The sequence below is a fragment of the Streptomyces sp. WAC03905 genome, assembly GCF_057371075.1.
The window spans coordinates 798,220-813,085 of record NZ_JBXYDZ010000003.1 but is presented as its reverse complement, the minus strand read 5'-3'; the positions used below and the strand labels follow the sequence as shown (position 1 = coordinate 813,085).

The following is a 14,866-nucleotide window of genomic DNA, read 5'->3' as shown; positions in this document are numbered from 1 at the left end:
TGGTCTCCTATCGGGAGCGGTGCACGGGGAAGGACGCCTGAACGCAGCCGCGGGGGCAGGTTGGCTGCCAGGAGCCCGATCCATGTTTGCGTTAACATCGCGTTGCGGGGAGTGTCGGAGCAGGGGGTGGCGGTGTCAAGAGAACCGGCGAGTAGCGTGAGGGCACCGCCCAGCGCGTGCGCAGCGATAACATCCGTACGGAGTGCACCGCGCGCTCGTACGGAGCAGGGGGCAGGAGGCCGGGTTCACATGTCGCGAGAGGTCGGCTCGAGGACGCCGCGGTCCCGCCCGCGCCGCCAGTCACCCTCCATGGCCGATGTCGCTGCGATGGCTGGGGTCTCGGGGCAGACGGTCTCCCGCGTGGCCAACAACCGGGACAATGTCGACGCGTCCACCCGGGAGCGGGTGCTGGCGGCGATGAAGATGCTCGGCTACCGGCCCAACACGGCGGCCCGGGCTCTGGTCACCGGACGGTTCGGCACGCTGGGGGTCATCAGTTTCGACATCAGTGCCTACGGCAACGCCAGCACCTTCGCCGCCATCTCCGACGCCGCCCGTGAGGCCGACCTGTCCGTGAACTTCATGGGGGCCCGGGCCCAGACCGGCGCCGCCGTGCGCCAGGCGTTCCAGCAGCTGATGGTCCAGTCCGTGGACGGCATCATCCTCATCGAGTCGCAGATACTGGACACCCCCGAACTGCGGCTGCCGTCCGGTGTCCCCGTGGTCTTCGCCGACGGAGACACGGGCCACCGCTACGCCAACGTCGACATCGACCAGGCCGAGGGCACCCGCAGCGTCGTGGCTCACCTGCTGGGCCTCGGCCACCGTACGGTCTGGCACGTCGCGGGGCCCCGCGACTCCTACGCGGCGCGCCGGCGGGCCGAGGCCTGGCACCGTTCGCTCAAGGATGCGGGCGCTGCCGTACCACCGCTGCTCTACGGTGACTGGACCGCGGCCTCCGGGTATCGCGCGGGGCGTGAACTGGCCGGCCGCCCCGAAGTGACCGCGATCTTCGCCGCCAACGACCAGATGGCCCTCGGCGTCATGCGCGCCCTGCAGGAAGCGGGGCGCAGCGTGCCGCAGGACGTGAGCGTGACCGGATTCGACGACGTTCCGGAGGCCCCGTTCTTCCCCGCCCCCCTCACCACCGTCCGGCAGGACTTCGACGCGGTGGGCCGCCACTGCGTCACCCTGCTCCTGGAGCAGATCGGCGGCGGCGCGGACCGCCCGCGCCAGGCTTCGGTGGCGCCCGTTCTGGTGGTGCGCGAGAGCACGGCGCCCCCCGCCGGTTGACGGGCCGGGCGCCGGGGCGCTCTCAGGATGTGCGGGCTCTGGCTGCTTTGGCGGCACGGCGCCCTTCTGCCACGGTGCCGAAGGTCTCGCGGTCGTCGAGGAAGCCCTCGAGGGCGAAGGTGGCGGCTCCGAGTGTCACCGGGTTGCCCGGCACGGCGCTGCGCTGGAAGGTGAGCGCCTGGAGCGTCGCCGGTAGCGCGTGCTCCGCGATGACGTCGCGGGTCTGCCGCAGGAGCGGCTCGCCCAGTCGCTCGGCCACCCAGCCGCCCAGTACCAGGGTCTGGGGATTGAACAGGTTGAGCAGATCGGCCGCTGCCTCGCCCAGATGGCGGGCGGTTCGTGTCACCGTCTCGGCCGCCACCGTGTCGCCTTCCGCCATGCCGTGGGCGACCTTGGTGACCACGGCGTCCTCGTCGGCGTCCAGGAACGGGCTGTCCGCGTCCAGCTCCCGCACGGTGTCGGCGATGCCCCGGGTGCTGACGTAGGCCTCGACGCAGCCCTGCCTGCCGCACCTGCATGCCCGGCCGTCGCGGACCAGGCGCGTGTGCCCCCATTCACCGGCGCTGTTGGTGGCGCCCCGGTAGAGCGCCCCCTCGACCGCGATGCCTGCCCCGACGCCGGCCCGGAGGGTCAGTACGACGAGGTCGTCGACCTCGCGTCCCGCGCCGAACCACATCTCGGCCACGGTGCCCGCCTTGAGCGGGTTGTCCAGGTAGAGGGGCATCGCCAGGCGCTCGGAGAGAAGGGAGCGCAAGGGCACGTCGCGCCAGGACCAGTAGGGCGAGAAGACGGACACGCCGCCCTCGCGTTCCACGAGGCCGGGCACGCTGATCCCCGCGCCGAGGATGCGCGGGGGCGCGCCCGCCGCGCCCACCAGACCCTCCACCCCGGCCACGATCGTGTCGATGACGTGGTCCGGCCGGACATCCGCCTGCGGCAGCGACAGCCGTACGCTGCTCAGCACCGTCAGCGCCAGATCGAACAGTTCGACCTCGACGGACGTTTCCGCCACGTCGATCCCGATCAGAGCTCCTCGGTCCGGGTTGACCGCGAGGCGGGCCCGCGGGCGTCCTCCCCGGGAGTCCTCGCGGCCGGCCTCCCGCAGGACCCCCGCCTCCAGCAGTTCGGCCACCAGATTGGCCGCGGTCGCGAACGACAGTCCCGTCGCCGCGGCGATCTCCTGCCGGCTCACCGGGCCCGGGGCGGCGAAGACACAGCGCAACGCGTCGAACCGGTTGCGTCTGCGGATGTCCTGGGCGGTGCGTTTCGCCATGGAGGTGCGCTTCCTTCCCGTCGTGCCAAGGGACGCCGTCTGCTCGCGAGCTTATTCCATGCGTTGGAAGATGAGTATTTACATGGGTTAGAAGAACTCTTAGAGTTTCGTCGCGGAGAGAGGAGCGACACATGCACCTGACCGCGCTGCCCTGCGCCCCCGAGCCCGGACGGCTGACCGAAGGACCCGTCTGGCACGCCGCACACGGCGACCTGCTGTGGGTGGACATCACCGCCGGACTCGTCCACCGCGGCGATCTGGTGGACCGCGACGACGACAGCGGGCTCCCGGATCTGCGTCTGACGACCACCGTGGGTCTCGACCGACCCGTGGGAGCCGTCGCGCCCTGCGCAACCGGCGGACTCGTCGCGGCCGCAGGAACCACCTTCCTGCGGATCGACGAGGCCGGAGCGGTGTCGGAGTTCGCGGCCCCCGCCGTGCCCGACGACGGGACGCCGAGGCGGATGAACGACGCCAAATGCGATCCCCGGGGCCGGTTGCTGGCCGGGACCATGGCGTACGACACGACCGCCGACGCGGGCGCCCTGTACCGCCTCGACCCCGACGGCACGGTGACCACAATCCTGCGGCAGGTGTCGATATCCAACGGCCTCGGCTGGAGCCCCGACGGCCGTCGGCTGTACTACGCGGACAGCCCGACGCGGCGCGTCGACGTGTTCGACTACGACGCCACGACCGGGGCCCTTTCCCACCGCCGGCCCTTCGCCGACACCGGACCCGCGGGCCTGCCCGACGGCCTGGCGGTCGACACCGAAGGGCGGGTCTGGGTCGCGGTGTGGGGGGCCGGGCAAGTCAGGGCCTACACCGCGGACGGCGAGCTGTACGCCGTCGTGACCGTTCCCGCCTCCCAGGTGTCCAGCTGCGCCTTCGCCGGCCCCGGCCTCGACCTGCTGATGATCACCACCGCCGCCGAGGGGCTGACGGCCCGGCAGCTCGCGGTCGAGCCGGACGCCGGCCGGATCTTCGTCTGCCGGCCCGGCAGCAGAGGTGTGCCGGTCCCGCCGTTCGCCGACAACCCGGCGCGCTCCCTCTCGTACTCCACCAGCCCTCACGAACCCCGAGGTTCCGTATGACGACCGTCCTGGCGCACGCACTCGCCGCGGCCCCCGTGATAGCCATCCTGCGTTCCGGATCGCCCCGCCACTTCGCCGCCACCGCCGACGCCCTCCACGAGGCGGGCATCCGGGCCATGGAGTTCACCCTGACCACGCCCGGAGTCCTGCACGCACTGCGCGAATACGCCGAGTCCAAGCCCGCCGGTACCGCCCTCGGAGCGGGAACCGTCATGACCCCGGCCGATGCCATGCGCGCCGTGGAGGCCGGCGCCACCTACCTCATCACCCCGGCCACCTGCCTGGACGTCATCAGGGAGGCCCGCCGCCTGGGCGTGCCGGTGATCCCCGGGGCCCTGACACCGAGCGAGATCGTGGCGACATGGAACGCGGGAGCCACCATGGTCAAGCTCTTCCCCGCCTCGGCCTTCGGCCCCGACTACCTGAAGGCAGTGCGGGCGCCCCTGCCCCACGTCCCCCTCGTCCCCACCGGAGGAATCGGCCTCGACCAGGCCCCCGCCTACCTCGCCGCCGGGGCGACCGCGCTCGGCATGGGTTCTCCGCTGATCGGAGACGCATGCGAGGGCGGAGACCTGGACGCCCTCCGGGAACGTGCAGCCACCCTGCTGGACGGCATCCGCTCATGAGCGCCCTCGTCACCCTCGGAGAAGCCATGGCAGTCCTGGCCACCGACCGGCCCGGTCCGCTCGCCGCCGGGACCCCGCTCCGTCTGGGATTCGCGGGTGCGGAGGCCACGGTCGCCATCGGCGTCAGCCGACTGGGCCACCAGGCGTCCTGGACCGGACGGGTCGGCGCCGACAGCGCGGGGAGGATGATCCTCGACGGGCTGCGCGGGGAGAGCGTGGACGTCACCCGCGCGCGCATCGACGACACCGCGCCGACCGGACTCATGCTGCGCGAACGCCGCACACCGGACCACACGCGCGTCACCTACTACCGTCACGGACTCGCAGGCTCGCGCCTCGCACCGCAGGACCTCGACCCCGAACGCATCGGCGCCGCCCGCATCCTGCACATCACCGGGATCACCCCCGCCCTCGGCGCCGGCCCCCGAGCCGCCGTCCGCCGCGCCGTGGACATCGCGCACGCCGCCGGCGTCACCGTCAGCCTGGACCTCAACTACCGCGCCCGGCTGTGGACCCGGCAGGAGGCCGCCGCCGAACTGGCCGATCTCGTCGCCCGCGCGGACATCGTCTTCGCCGGCCCCGACGAGGCCACCCTGATCGTCCCCGACGCGGAGCCCCTCGCCATGGCCCGCGCCCTCCTCGCCCGCGGTCCGCGCGAAGCCGTCCTGAAACTCGGCGCCCGCGGAGCCCTCGCCGCCACCCACGACGGCGAGGCAGTCCAGGACATCGTGCCGGTCACCCCGGTGGACCCGATCGGAGCCGGCGACGCCTTCGTCGCCGGATACCTCGCCGGACACCTCGACGGCGCGCCGCTCAGTGGCCGGCTCCGGCTCGCCGCGACCTGCGGGGCCTTCGCGGTGGCCGCGCCCGGCGACTGGGAGGGACTGCCCCGCCGCGCCGAACTGGACCTCCTCCACGGCGAAGACATCGTCCGCTGACCCGGGCAGCCCCCCGCCGCCCCGTCCCGCCCCACCACACGGAAGACCACCCATGAACCGATTCACAGGACGCACCGCCGTCATCACCGGCGCGTCGTCCGGCATCGGCGCGGCGAGCGCCGTACGCCTGGCCGCCGAAGGAGCCTCAGTCGTCCTCGCCGACATAGACGAGCGGGCGGGCACCGCACTCGCCCGGAAGATCCGCGAGGACGGCGGACGGGCCGAGTTCGTGCCCTGCGACGTCTCCTCCGAACAGGACTGGCGGACCCTGAAGGTCCGCACCCATCTGCTGTTCGGCTCGGCCTCCGTCGTACACAGCAACGCCTTCACCCACACGCCCGCCGCCGCGCACGAACTCGCCGGCAGCGACTGGGACCGCGACATGGCCGTCAACCTCAAGGCGCCCTACCTGGCCGTACGGACCTTCCTCGACGATCTGCGCGCCGCCCGCGGATCGTTCGTCGCCACCTCCAGCGTGCACGCGCTGTGCGGCCTGCCCGGCTATCCGGCCTACGCCGCGGCGAAGGGGGGCATGTGCGCCCTCGTCCGGCAGCTCGCCGTCGAGTACGGACCGGACGTGCGGTTCAACTCCGTACTGCCCGGGCCCATCCTCACCGAGAACTGGCAGGACGTGGACGAAGAGGGCCGCACCCTTTCGGCCCGTGCCACAGCCCTCGGTCGTCTGGGCCGCCCCGAGGAGGTGGCGGCCGCCGTCGCCTTCCTCGCGTCCGACGACGCCTCCTACATCACCGGCACCAACCTGATCGTGGACGGCGGCTGGACCGTCAAGAAGGAGTCCAAGTGAAGATCACCTCCCTGCGGACCTACCTGGTCGCCCCCCGCTGGTGCTTCCTGCGCGTGGACACCGACGCAGGCATCACGGGCTGGGGCGAGCCGGTCGTGGAGGGCCGCGCGCACACCGTCGCCGCGGCCGTCGAGGAACTCTCCGACTACCTGGTGGGGCAGGACCCCCTGCGCATCGAGGACCACTGGCAGGTCCTCACCAAGGGCGGCTTCTACCGCGGAGGCCCCGTCCTCTCCAGCGCCGTCGCGGGCATCGACCAGGCCCTGTGGGACATCGCCGGCAAGGCGCTGGGCGTACCGGTGTGGCAACTGCTCGGCGGCAAGGTCCGAGACCGGGCACGGGTGTACAGCTGGATCGGCGGAGACCGCCCGGCCGATGTCGCGCAACAGGCCGCCGCCCGCAAGGCCGAGGGGTTCACGGCCATCAAGATGAACGCCTCGCCCCAGCTGGAACTGATCGACACGCCGCAGGCCGTCCGCGACATCGTCGAACGGGTGGAGAGCGTCCGCTCGGAGGTCGGCGACGGCTTCGACATCGCCGTGGACTTCCACGGCCGCCTCACCCTCCCCATGGCGAGGCGGGTGCTCCCCCTCCTGGAGCCGTACCTTCCGTTCTTCGTCGAGGAACCGGTGGTTCCCGAGATGAGCGCCCACATCGGCGAGGTCGTGCGCTCCACCAGCATCCCCATCGCCACCGGAGAACGCCTCTACTCCCGGTGGGACTTCAAGCCCGTGCTCCAGCAGGGGATCGCCGTGGCCCAGCCCGACCTCTCGCACGCCGGCGGGATCTCGGAGGTACGGCGCATCGCGGCGATGGCGGAGGCCCACGACGTCTCCCTGGCACCGCACTGCCCGCTCGGTCCCATCGCGCTGGCCGCCTGCCTCCAGGTGGGCTTCGCCACCCCCAACCTGCTGATCCAGGAGCAGAGCCTCGGAATCCACTACAACGCAGGGTCGGACCTGCTGGACTACCTCACCGACCGGTCCGTCTTCCGCTACGAGGAAGGCCACGTCGCCCTGCTCACCGCACCCGGACTGGGCATCGACGTCGACGAGAAGGCCGTCGAACGCGCCGCCGCGACCGGCCATCGCTGGCGCAACCCGGTGTGGCGGCGGGGCGACGGCTCCCTCGCCGAATGGTGAGGCGTTAGACCCCCGCACGGTCCGGGCACGCCGGTCGCCCGGGCGTCAGGAGGTCAAGGCCTCCAGCCGCTGTCGGGTGGCCGGGCCGTAGACCCCCGCCGGGTCGCCGCGAACGCCGTACTTCGCCTGAAAACGCCGTACCGCGTCGTCGAGGTGCTGGTCGTAACGTCCGGGCAGGGGAAGGGACCACAACCCCAGCTGTGCGAGACGCCGCTGCAGATCGACGACCTGCGGCCCGGAGTCGTGGCGGCGCAGCGTCGGCTTCTCGGAAGGCGCCGCCGACGACGGGGGAGGAGGCGGCACAGTGCTCGGGCTGCCCGACTGCTGCCCGACGGCCGGCGGCGCGTCCGTCCCCGTGGGCGTGCCCGTGGAATGCGCGGACGGCGCCGCCGAGGGTGCACGCACCGGGCTGCTCCCGGCGGTCGACGGGGTGCGCCGAGGCGGGCTCGGGGGCGGTGCGGGAGATCGTGACACCCCGGGCGGCGGGCTCGGCTCGTCCTCCACGTCGAGTACGTCGAGCCGGCTGGCGGGCGCGTGCGCCGTCGCACCCCCGGATTCCTGGCTCCGGACGAAGGCGTACGTACCCGCGATGGCCGCTGAGCCGATCAGGGTGGCGAGGGCCGCGGTGACGCGCAACGGACGGCGCTGCTTCGCGGGCCGGTGCGCCCGGTGGCCCGTCGGCCTGCTCATGACAACGGGCTGGTCGAAGGCGTGCCCGCCGGGCGGTGGGCCGCCGTCGTGCACGGCGTGCGCCACGACCCACGACACCGTGCCGGCGGTCACGGTGGTCGGTTCGCCCGTCTGTGAGGGTTCGTGCGGGGCGATGTACGGCCTGACCCAGTCGCGGTCGAACTGCGCCGGGACGGTGGCCCACCCCGCGCGCCCGTCGTGGTGCGCGGGGCCGCAATCACAGCGCAGGGGGTCACCGCAACGAGGACAGAAGGGGGTGCTCACCAAACTCCAGTCGCTGTTCCGGAAAAGCAGAATGAGCCCTCCGTGCTTCACGCCGTACGGCCCTTGCATTGCCGGGGCCCCGTACGCAGACGGTGCTCCCGAAGGTCGCCCGCTGTGGACGACGAGGTGATGAAGGAGGGGGTGATCGGTGAATCTACTGTGTGTGAAGGTGCTGAATCCAGCCCGGCGGATGCCTGATTGATAACGATCGGCTACATGTGCGGTCCGGGTTGCGCCGGGCCCCTCCCCCGAGCCCCGACAGGAGCCCGTGTCGTGAACTGTTCGACCTTCTGTCAATAAGACGGGCCATCACGACCCAAGCGGGCCTTGGGGTACCGGCGGGTTCCGTGAGCAGTCGCGCAAGATCGTCAGTGTTGACTTCCTTGCGTGAATGTCCGATTCTGTTCGGTGCGGGGTGGGCGCCGTCGTCATGCTCGAGGCGCGCCGGCCGGTGCGAGCAACTTTGCGCTGCCCTCGATTCCCAGGCCGGTGGCAGGTGAAATGAAAACCGGAGCTCTCGTTATGGATAACTCCGGAAACTCGCCCTGCCCGAAAATTCGGCCGATGCATTTTCCGAGGATGCTCTCCCGAACTTTCGCCGCCAAGAACTATTGAGATGTGTGTCGTGTCCTGAACAATAGGGCGACTCTCCCTCCCCATCGAGGATGTCCTACGTGTCGACAAACCACCCCTCCGTTGTGAGTCGCATGACCGACCAGCAACTGTGTGACACCATCCGCGCCGCGGGCCCGGCCGCCCCGACGGCCGAGACCGAGCTGCGCCGACGCCATGGCCCGAGGGTCTCCGCCTTCGCCCGCATCGCCGCGGACGGCGACCCGCTGCCGGCCCGGCGTGCCGCGGACCGTGCGATCGGGCGGTTCATCGACGGGCTGGGCACCACGACCGACACCGTGGACCGTCCCCCTCGCCTGTCGCTGCTGGCACTGGTGGCGGAGGCCATGCCCCCCGCACCGTCCGCGGCTTCCGGGGCGGAGCCCGACGAACGGGCCGTGCGACCGGCCGGGGTCGTACCCGGGGCGTCGACCGGCGCCGCCGATGCCCCGCCGGACCCGGGCCTCCAGTCGTTCGTCCGCAAAGGATTCGCGACCCTGCCGCCCCGCACGCAGGCGGTCCTGTGGCATTCCGTGGTCGAACGGGAGCCGGACGAGGACGTCGCGACGATCACCGGTGACCGGCCCGACGCGGTACCGGACCTGGCCCACCGCGCACTGGCCGCCTGGCGGGACGCCTTCCTGCTGGTTCACCTGCAGGCCCGGGCCAACCCGCATTGCCGCGAGTACGCGCGCATGCTCGATGCCGCTGCGGTGCGCGCCGACGTCCGGGAGAACCCGGACCTGACGCTGCACGTCGAGGACTGTCCCGGGTGCGCTGCCGCGCTGCGCGGCCTGGTCGCCCTCTGCGACACCCCCGGCCCGTTGCTGGCCGGCTCCCTGTTCGGTCCTGCCGGCGTCCTCCACGCATCCGCCGCATCCCGCGACGCCGCGGGCCCGGACGCCGAGGACACCATTCCCCTCCCCGTCGCGGCTGCGACCCCACGCCGGCCGAAGCCCCCTGCCCGCGACCGGAAGCCCTCCGGCTGGAAGCCGGACGCGCGGGTGCTCCTCGTCGCGGCGGCCTTGATCACGACGGCGGCGCTCGCCTTCGTCGTCCCTGCGGCCTGGGAGCCAGAGCCACCCACCGCGGCTCAAGGGCAGCCCCCGGGGGCGGACATCGAGGCGGGCGGCGCGGGGTCCCCCGCTCCGTCGGCGAGCAGGGCGCGCCCTTCCGTATCCGCCCCACCCCATCGTTCCCCCAGCGCGTCTCCCTCCGCGACGGGCCCGTCGCCCGGTGACGGGCCCACACTCGGCCCCACTCCGACGACGGACCCCGCGACGACCGATCCCGTACGGCCCTTCCGGGCGTCCGCCTACGTTCCGGCCGTCAATTCCGCCACCGGCCTGTGCCTGGACGTCCGCGGCGGCACCTTCTCCAACGGCGTCGACGTGATCACCGCACGCTGCCGCGCCGGGGCCCAGGCGCAGCAGTGGCATCTGGACGACAAGGGCCTCCTGCGCAATGCCGCCAACCCGGCCTACTGCCTGGACGCACGCGGTTCCGCAGCGGACGGCGTAGGCATCTGGTCGTGCTCGGCGTTCGGCCGTGCCGAGGGCGACAACCTGGTGTTCTCCACCGATGCGACCGGACGCATCAAGCCCCGGGTGGCACCCGGCTACGCCGTGACGTCCGGGGGCGGTGAGCCCGGAGCACCCGTCACCTTCGGCCGCACCGGTCCGTCGGCGGAACAGCGCTGGAACGAACCCGCCGGGCAGACACCTTGACTCAGTAGTCCAACAATTTCAGACAGGTTCCGATAGAAACCAACGCCCGCGAGGGGGCCTGCCGCGCGCCTGCGGCGGCGGCGTTCCGTGCGGCCCCTCGGCCTGCGCTACAGCCGTTCTGCCCGGGCCGATGCCCGCCCGGCAGCACCGCCGCCCCGGGGCGGCGGCGGAGGTCACAGGGGTGCATCAATCCGAAACCCATGGTTCACACTGTTGACTTATGGCGGAAACGGCGCTTGTCTCTGTTGCATCAAGTTTGAAAACGGCTGACTGTGGCGGATTCCCCCAGGGGATCGTCTGCGGGGACTCGTCCGCCCAGGTCGGGCACCCCCTCCCTCGAGAGTCTCCAGGGACCCTCAGCACCGCGGCGCTCACGACGGCAGCCGGACCGAACCCACCCCATCGCACGTGCCCCACTGGTCGCTCGCGACCCGCTCAAGCAAAGGGATCGACATGCTCACTCACCACCACCGCCGCCCGGTAGCGGCCGCGGCCCTGAGCCTGGCCACCATGCTCGTCCTTGCCTCGTGTTCCAGTGGTCAGGAGACGACCGGAAGCTCCGCGGACGTCGGGAAGGTCGACGGGAAGATCTCCCTGACCTACCTGCAGAAGCAGGGCGACCAGGAGTACTTCATCGGCGAGGCCGCCGGCGCGAAGGCGAAGGCGAGTGAGCTCGGGATCGACCTGAAGGTGGTGAACCTGGGCAACGACGCCAACAAGACCGTGAGCGAGGCCCAGGCGGCCATCTCGCAGAAGAGCAACGGGCTGATCGTGGTCGTTCCCGACCCGGCCGTGGGGCCGCAGGTCGTACAGCTGGCGAAGACCGGCAAGGTGGCCCTCCTGACGTCGGACGACCAGATCTGCAGCACCGGCCCCGACCCCTCCGCCTGCGGCCCCGACGACCTGGTGCCCCGCATCGGTTTCAGCGGCCAGCAGATGGGCGGCGAGGTCGGCAAGCGGGCCGCCGAAGAGTTCAAGAAGGCCGGCTGGAACCCGGCGGAGACGCGCACGATATCGGCCTGGAAGCAGGACGTCACCGTATGCACCGACCGCGTCAATGCCGCGAAGAAGGCGTTCGCGGAAGCCGCGGGCACGCCGGTGCAGAACATTGACGTGCCGACCGACAACTCCCCGACGGGCGCACAGGACAAGATCGCCGCGACCATCACCGCCAACGCCTCCGTGAAGCACTGGGTGGTCTGGGGCTGCAACGACGAGAACGTCCAGGGCGGTGTCACCGCCCTGGAGAACGCCGGCTTCACGGCCGACAACGTGATCGGCGTCGGCCTCGGCGCCTACCTCGCCTGCAAGAACTGGAGCTCCGGCAAGCCGTCCGGCATGAAGGCAGCACTCTTCATCAACGGCAAGGACGTCGGCGCCCTGGCGGTGCAGACGATGTTCGACAAGCTCAAGGACGGCAAGGACTTCCCCAAGGAGGCCTTCGCCCCCACGAAGATGGTCGACGCCTCCAACTGGAAGGAAGCGGGCGTCACCTGCGGCTGAGCCCGCGCCCGGGACCAGGACGGGTACGGCCCGCCGCATCGGCGAGGCCGTACCCGCCATCCGCCCGGACCACCACCGCCGACCAGCAGCGTCGCTGGAACGAATGCCCCACGTAACCCCAGCTTGCGAGGCCCCCATGACCACAGCAGGTACAGAGCCACCCGCCCCCGCCCGGGATTCCGGCGAAGAGGTCTCCGTCGAGAACATCACCAAACGGTTCGGCGCGGTACAGGCGCTCAGCGGCGTCACGCTCACCTTCCCCCGGGGCCGGGTGACCGCCCTCATGGGAGAGAACGGAGCGGGCAAGTCGACCCTGCTGAAGATCCTCACCGGTGACCACCAACCCACCGAGGGAAGCATCCTCTGGGACGGACGCCCGCGGACCCTGTCCTCGCCCCACGACGCCCACAAGGCCGGGATCCGCATCATCCCCCAGGAGCCCGAGATCATCCCGCATGTCTCGGTCGCCGAGAACGTGTACGCGGGGGCCCTGCCGCGCACCGCCCTGCGCCGCCTCGACCGCGCGGAGCTGCGCCGCCGCATCACCGCGGACCTGGCCAGGCTCGGATTCGAGAAGGTCATCCACCCCGATCAGCTCGGTTCAGAACTCACCCCCGCACAGCGCCAGTTGGTCGAGATCCTGCGGGCGCTGACCGGTGAGGCCAAAGTCATCGCCTTCGACGAGCCCACCTCCTCCCTCTCCGAGAACGAGGTCGAAGCGCTCTTCGCCCTGATCGACCGGCTCAGGGACCAGGGCATCGCCGTCATCTACGTCTCCCACCGCATGAAGGAGATCTTCCGCCTCGCCGACCGCATCGCCGTCCTGCGCGACGGCACCGTCGCCGGCGTGCTGGAGGCCCGCAACACCAGCGAGGGGGAGGTCGTCCGCCTGATGGTGGGCCGTGACCTGTCCTCCCTGTTCGTACGCCAGGACGTCGCCCGCGACGAGGTGGTCCTGCAGTTGGAGGGCGTCACCACGGACGACGTCAGCGAGATCGACCTCCAGGTCCGGGCCGGAGAAGTCGTCGCCCTGGCCGGGCTCATGGGAGCCGGACGGTCCGAGCTGGCCCTCGCCCTCGCCGGCGACCGGCCCATCCGATCGGGCCGCGTCTGCGTGAACGGCCGTCCCCTGCGTCTGCGCGGCCCCCGCGACGCGATCCGCGCGAGCATCGGCCTCGCCCCCGAGGAGCGCAAGGCCCAGGCGCTGTTCCTCCACCGCTCGATCCGGGACAACACCTCTCTGGTGAGCCTGGAGCGCCTGCGCCGCTGGCGCTTCGTCCAGAGCCGCCAGGAAAAGGCGGTGGCGCAGGACTTCTCCGACCGGCTGCGGGTGCGCACCCCCTCGATCGAACACGAAGTGCGCAAACTGTCGGGCGGCAACCAGCAGAAGGTCGTGCTCGCCCGGTGGCTGCTGCGCAAGCCCAAGGTCCTGATCCTGGACGAGCCGACGCGCGGGATCGACATCGGAGCCAAGGCCGAGATCTACCGCATCATCGCCGACCTCGCCCGCGAGGGGGTCGCCCTGCTGGTGATCTCCTCCGAACTCCCCGAGGTCCTGGGGCTCGCCGACCGGATCGTCGTGATGCAGAACGGCCGCATCACCGGCGAACTCGACCGGTCGCAAGCCACGGAGGAAGCCATCCTCAACCTCGCCATGGCCGACGACCTCGCCCCCGTCGCATCCGACCGACCGCTCACCGACTCCGCCGATGGAGACGCTCGATGACCACCACCCAGACGCCGGCCACCACCGAGAGCCTCCCCGCCCCGGAGCGGAAGACCGCAGGAACCCTGCTCTCCTCGCTCGGAGGGCAGAACCTGAGTCTGATCGGCGCCCTCGTCCTCGTCCTGGCCCTGTTCGGGTTCCTGAACGACAACTACCTCAGCCTCGCCAACATCCAGGTCATCGGCGAGGCCGCGACCATCACCGGTCTGCTCGCCATCGTGCAGACCGTCGTGATCATCTGCGGTGGCCTCGACATCTCCGTCGGCTCCCAGGCCGGCCTGGCCTCCGTCGTGAGCGCCATGGTCTTCACGTCCGGCGGATCCAACCCCTACCTCGGGATGGCCGCCGCCATCGGCATCGGCATCCTCGTCGGCGTGGTCAACGGAGTGGCCATCGTCTACGGCCGGGTCAACCCCACCATCGCCACGCTCGCGGGTCTGGCCGCCTACAAGGGCGTCGCCCAGCTCATCTCCGGCGGCCGCGCGCAGGGCTACGTGCTCAACGACCCCTTCTTCGTGTTCCTCGGCCGGGGAAAGATCGCCGGGGTGCCGGTCATGATCTGGATCCTGGTGGTCGTGGCCCTCGCCGTGCACGTCATGCTGAAGTACACCGACATCGGCCGCAACGTCTACGCGATCGGTGGCAACGACACCGCGGCGCGCCTGGCGGGCATCAACATCAACAAGTACCTGGTGGCCGTCTACGCACTCATCGGTGTGGTCGCGGCGGTCGCGGGCATCCTGCTGACAGCGCGGACCGGCTCGGGGCAGCCCGTCTCGGGAAGCGAGGGCCTCGAACTCAAGGCCATCACCGCAGCCGCGCTGGGCGGATGTGCGCTCAAGGGCGGCAAGGGCGGCATCGGCGGCACCCTCCTCGCCGTCGCACTCCTCGGCGCGCTGGAGAACGGACTGACCGTCGAGGGCATCAACACCTTCTGGCAGAACGTCGCCCAGGGCGCCCTCCTCGTGGCCGCGGTCGTCATCCAGCAGCGCCGCAGCGGCGAACGGGCTGTCGGCCTGCCCCACTGACACGGGGCACGCGCGACGGCCGTACGGCACGGCCGATCCGGCGAGGCCCGCCCCTTGCGGGGAGGGCCTCGCCGGCTGAGGGACTGATCGGGACCGAAACGCGATCGGATCACACGACGGCAATACGGATCGGAACAGGCATTCG

The 14,866-nt window shown here is 71.3% G+C and carries 12 protein-coding genes; 10 read left to right on the top strand and 2 right to left on the bottom strand.

Going from position 1 to position 14,866, the window contains the following annotated elements:
* Positions 1–309 precede the first annotated feature (309 nt).
* Positions 310–1,293: a LacI family DNA-binding transcriptional regulator gene (locus AC2RP6_RS06625; RefSeq protein ID WP_486445328.1), complete on the top strand. Its 984-nt coding sequence runs from the start codon at positions 310–312 to the stop codon at positions 1,291–1,293.
* Between the two features lie 22 nt (positions 1,294–1,315).
* Here AC2RP6_RS06625 and AC2RP6_RS06620 read toward each other — a convergent pair whose 3' ends face one another.
* The gene (locus tag AC2RP6_RS06620; protein ID WP_486445327.1) at positions 1,316–2,566 is read right to left on the bottom strand and encodes an ROK family transcriptional regulator; all 1,251 of its coding nucleotides are present in this window, start codon (positions 2,564–2,566) and stop codon (positions 1,316–1,318) included.
* A 131-nt stretch (positions 2,567–2,697) separates the two neighbouring features.
* On the opposite strand from AC2RP6_RS06620, the gene AC2RP6_RS06615 reads away from it, so the two are divergent.
* From AC2RP6_RS06615 to dgoD, 5 genes are read left to right on the top strand one after another with little or no spacing between them, the layout of a single operon-like run.
* The gene (locus tag AC2RP6_RS06615) at positions 2,698–3,660 is read left to right on the top strand and encodes an SMP-30/gluconolactonase/LRE family protein (RefSeq protein ID WP_486445326.1); all 963 of its coding nucleotides are present in this window, start codon (positions 2,698–2,700) and stop codon (positions 3,658–3,660) included.
* Positions 3,657–4,286 (top strand): bifunctional 4-hydroxy-2-oxoglutarate aldolase/2-dehydro-3-deoxy-phosphogluconate aldolase, encoded by a 630-nt coding sequence (locus AC2RP6_RS06610; RefSeq protein WP_486445325.1) that lies wholly within the window; start codon positions 3,657–3,659, stop codon positions 4,284–4,286. The genes AC2RP6_RS06615 and AC2RP6_RS06610 overlap by 4 nt, the downstream gene beginning before the upstream one ends.
* A complete protein-coding gene (locus AC2RP6_RS06605) occupies positions 4,283–5,224 on the top strand; it encodes a sugar kinase (RefSeq protein WP_486445324.1) in 942 nt (313 codons plus the stop codon). The genes AC2RP6_RS06610 and AC2RP6_RS06605 overlap by 4 nt, the downstream gene beginning before the upstream one ends.
* A 52-nt stretch (positions 5,225–5,276) precedes the next feature.
* Positions 5,277–6,029 (top strand): SDR family NAD(P)-dependent oxidoreductase, encoded by a 753-nt coding sequence (locus AC2RP6_RS06600; RefSeq protein ID WP_486445323.1) that lies wholly within the window; start codon positions 5,277–5,279, stop codon positions 6,027–6,029.
* Positions 6,026–7,171 carry a galactonate dehydratase gene (gene dgoD / locus AC2RP6_RS06595; protein WP_486445322.1) on the top strand — a complete coding sequence of 382 codons (1,146 nt, stop codon included), beginning with the start codon at positions 6,026–6,028 and terminating at the stop codon, positions 7,169–7,171. The genes AC2RP6_RS06600 and dgoD overlap by 4 nt, the downstream gene beginning before the upstream one ends.
* 45 nt (positions 7,172–7,216) lie before the next feature.
* Here dgoD and AC2RP6_RS06590 read toward each other — a convergent pair whose 3' ends face one another.
* Positions 7,217–8,125, bottom strand: a complete 909-nt coding sequence (locus AC2RP6_RS06590) for a peptidoglycan-binding domain-containing protein (RefSeq protein ID WP_486445321.1) — start codon at positions 8,123–8,125, stop codon at positions 7,217–7,219.
* Between the two features lie 707 nt (positions 8,126–8,832).
* Between AC2RP6_RS06590 and AC2RP6_RS06585 the strand changes: the two genes are divergently transcribed.
* The 4 genes from AC2RP6_RS06585 (at position 8,833) to AC2RP6_RS06570 (ending at position 14,721) form a co-directional block, all read left to right on the top strand.
* On the top strand, positions 8,833–10,464 hold the full coding sequence (locus AC2RP6_RS06585; RefSeq protein ID WP_486445320.1) for a ricin-type beta-trefoil lectin domain protein: 1,632 nt from the start codon (positions 8,833–8,835) through the stop codon (positions 10,462–10,464).
* Positions 10,465–10,917: 453 nt separating this feature from the next.
* Positions 10,918–11,967, top strand: a complete 1,050-nt coding sequence (locus AC2RP6_RS06580; protein ID WP_486445319.1) for a substrate-binding domain-containing protein — start codon at positions 10,918–10,920, stop codon at positions 11,965–11,967.
* Between the two features lie 136 nt (positions 11,968–12,103).
* Positions 12,104–13,693: a sugar ABC transporter ATP-binding protein gene (locus AC2RP6_RS06575; RefSeq protein ID WP_486445318.1), complete on the top strand. Its 1,590-nt coding sequence runs from the start codon at positions 12,104–12,106 to the stop codon at positions 13,691–13,693.
* Positions 13,690–14,721 (top strand): ABC transporter permease, encoded by a 1,032-nt coding sequence (locus tag AC2RP6_RS06570; RefSeq protein ID WP_486445317.1) that lies wholly within the window; start codon positions 13,690–13,692, stop codon positions 14,719–14,721. The genes AC2RP6_RS06575 and AC2RP6_RS06570 overlap by 4 nt, the downstream gene beginning before the upstream one ends.
* Positions 14,722–14,866: the final 145 nt, after the last annotated feature.

Bases quoted from the DNA above. Each gene is read 5' to 3' on its own strand.
- AC2RP6_RS06625 (WP_486445328.1), top strand. From the start codon at position 310: ATGGCCGATGTCGCTGCGATGGCTGGGGTCTCGGGGCAGACGGTCTCC.
- AC2RP6_RS06620 (WP_486445327.1), bottom strand. From the start codon at position 2,566: ATGGCGAAACGCACCGCCCAGGACATCCGCAGACGCAACCGGTTCGAC.
- AC2RP6_RS06615 (WP_486445326.1), top strand. From the start codon at position 2,698: ATGCACCTGACCGCGCTGCCCTGCGCCCCCGAGCCCGGACGGCTGACC.
- AC2RP6_RS06610 (WP_486445325.1), top strand. From the start codon at position 3,657: ATGACGACCGTCCTGGCGCACGCACTCGCCGCGGCCCCCGTGATAGCC.
- AC2RP6_RS06605 (WP_486445324.1), top strand. From the start codon at position 4,283: ATGAGCGCCCTCGTCACCCTCGGAGAAGCCATGGCAGTCCTGGCCACC.
- AC2RP6_RS06600 (WP_486445323.1), top strand. From the start codon at position 5,277: ATGAACCGATTCACAGGACGCACCGCCGTCATCACCGGCGCGTCGTCC.
- AC2RP6_RS06585 (WP_486445320.1), top strand. From the start codon at position 8,833: ATGACCGACCAGCAACTGTGTGACACCATCCGCGCCGCGGGCCCGGCC.
- AC2RP6_RS06580 (WP_486445319.1), top strand. From the start codon at position 10,918: ATGCTCACTCACCACCACCGCCGCCCGGTAGCGGCCGCGGCCCTGAGC.
- AC2RP6_RS06575 (WP_486445318.1), top strand. From the start codon at position 12,104: ATGACCACAGCAGGTACAGAGCCACCCGCCCCCGCCCGGGATTCCGGC.
- AC2RP6_RS06570 (WP_486445317.1), top strand. From the start codon at position 13,690: ATGACCACCACCCAGACGCCGGCCACCACCGAGAGCCTCCCCGCCCCG.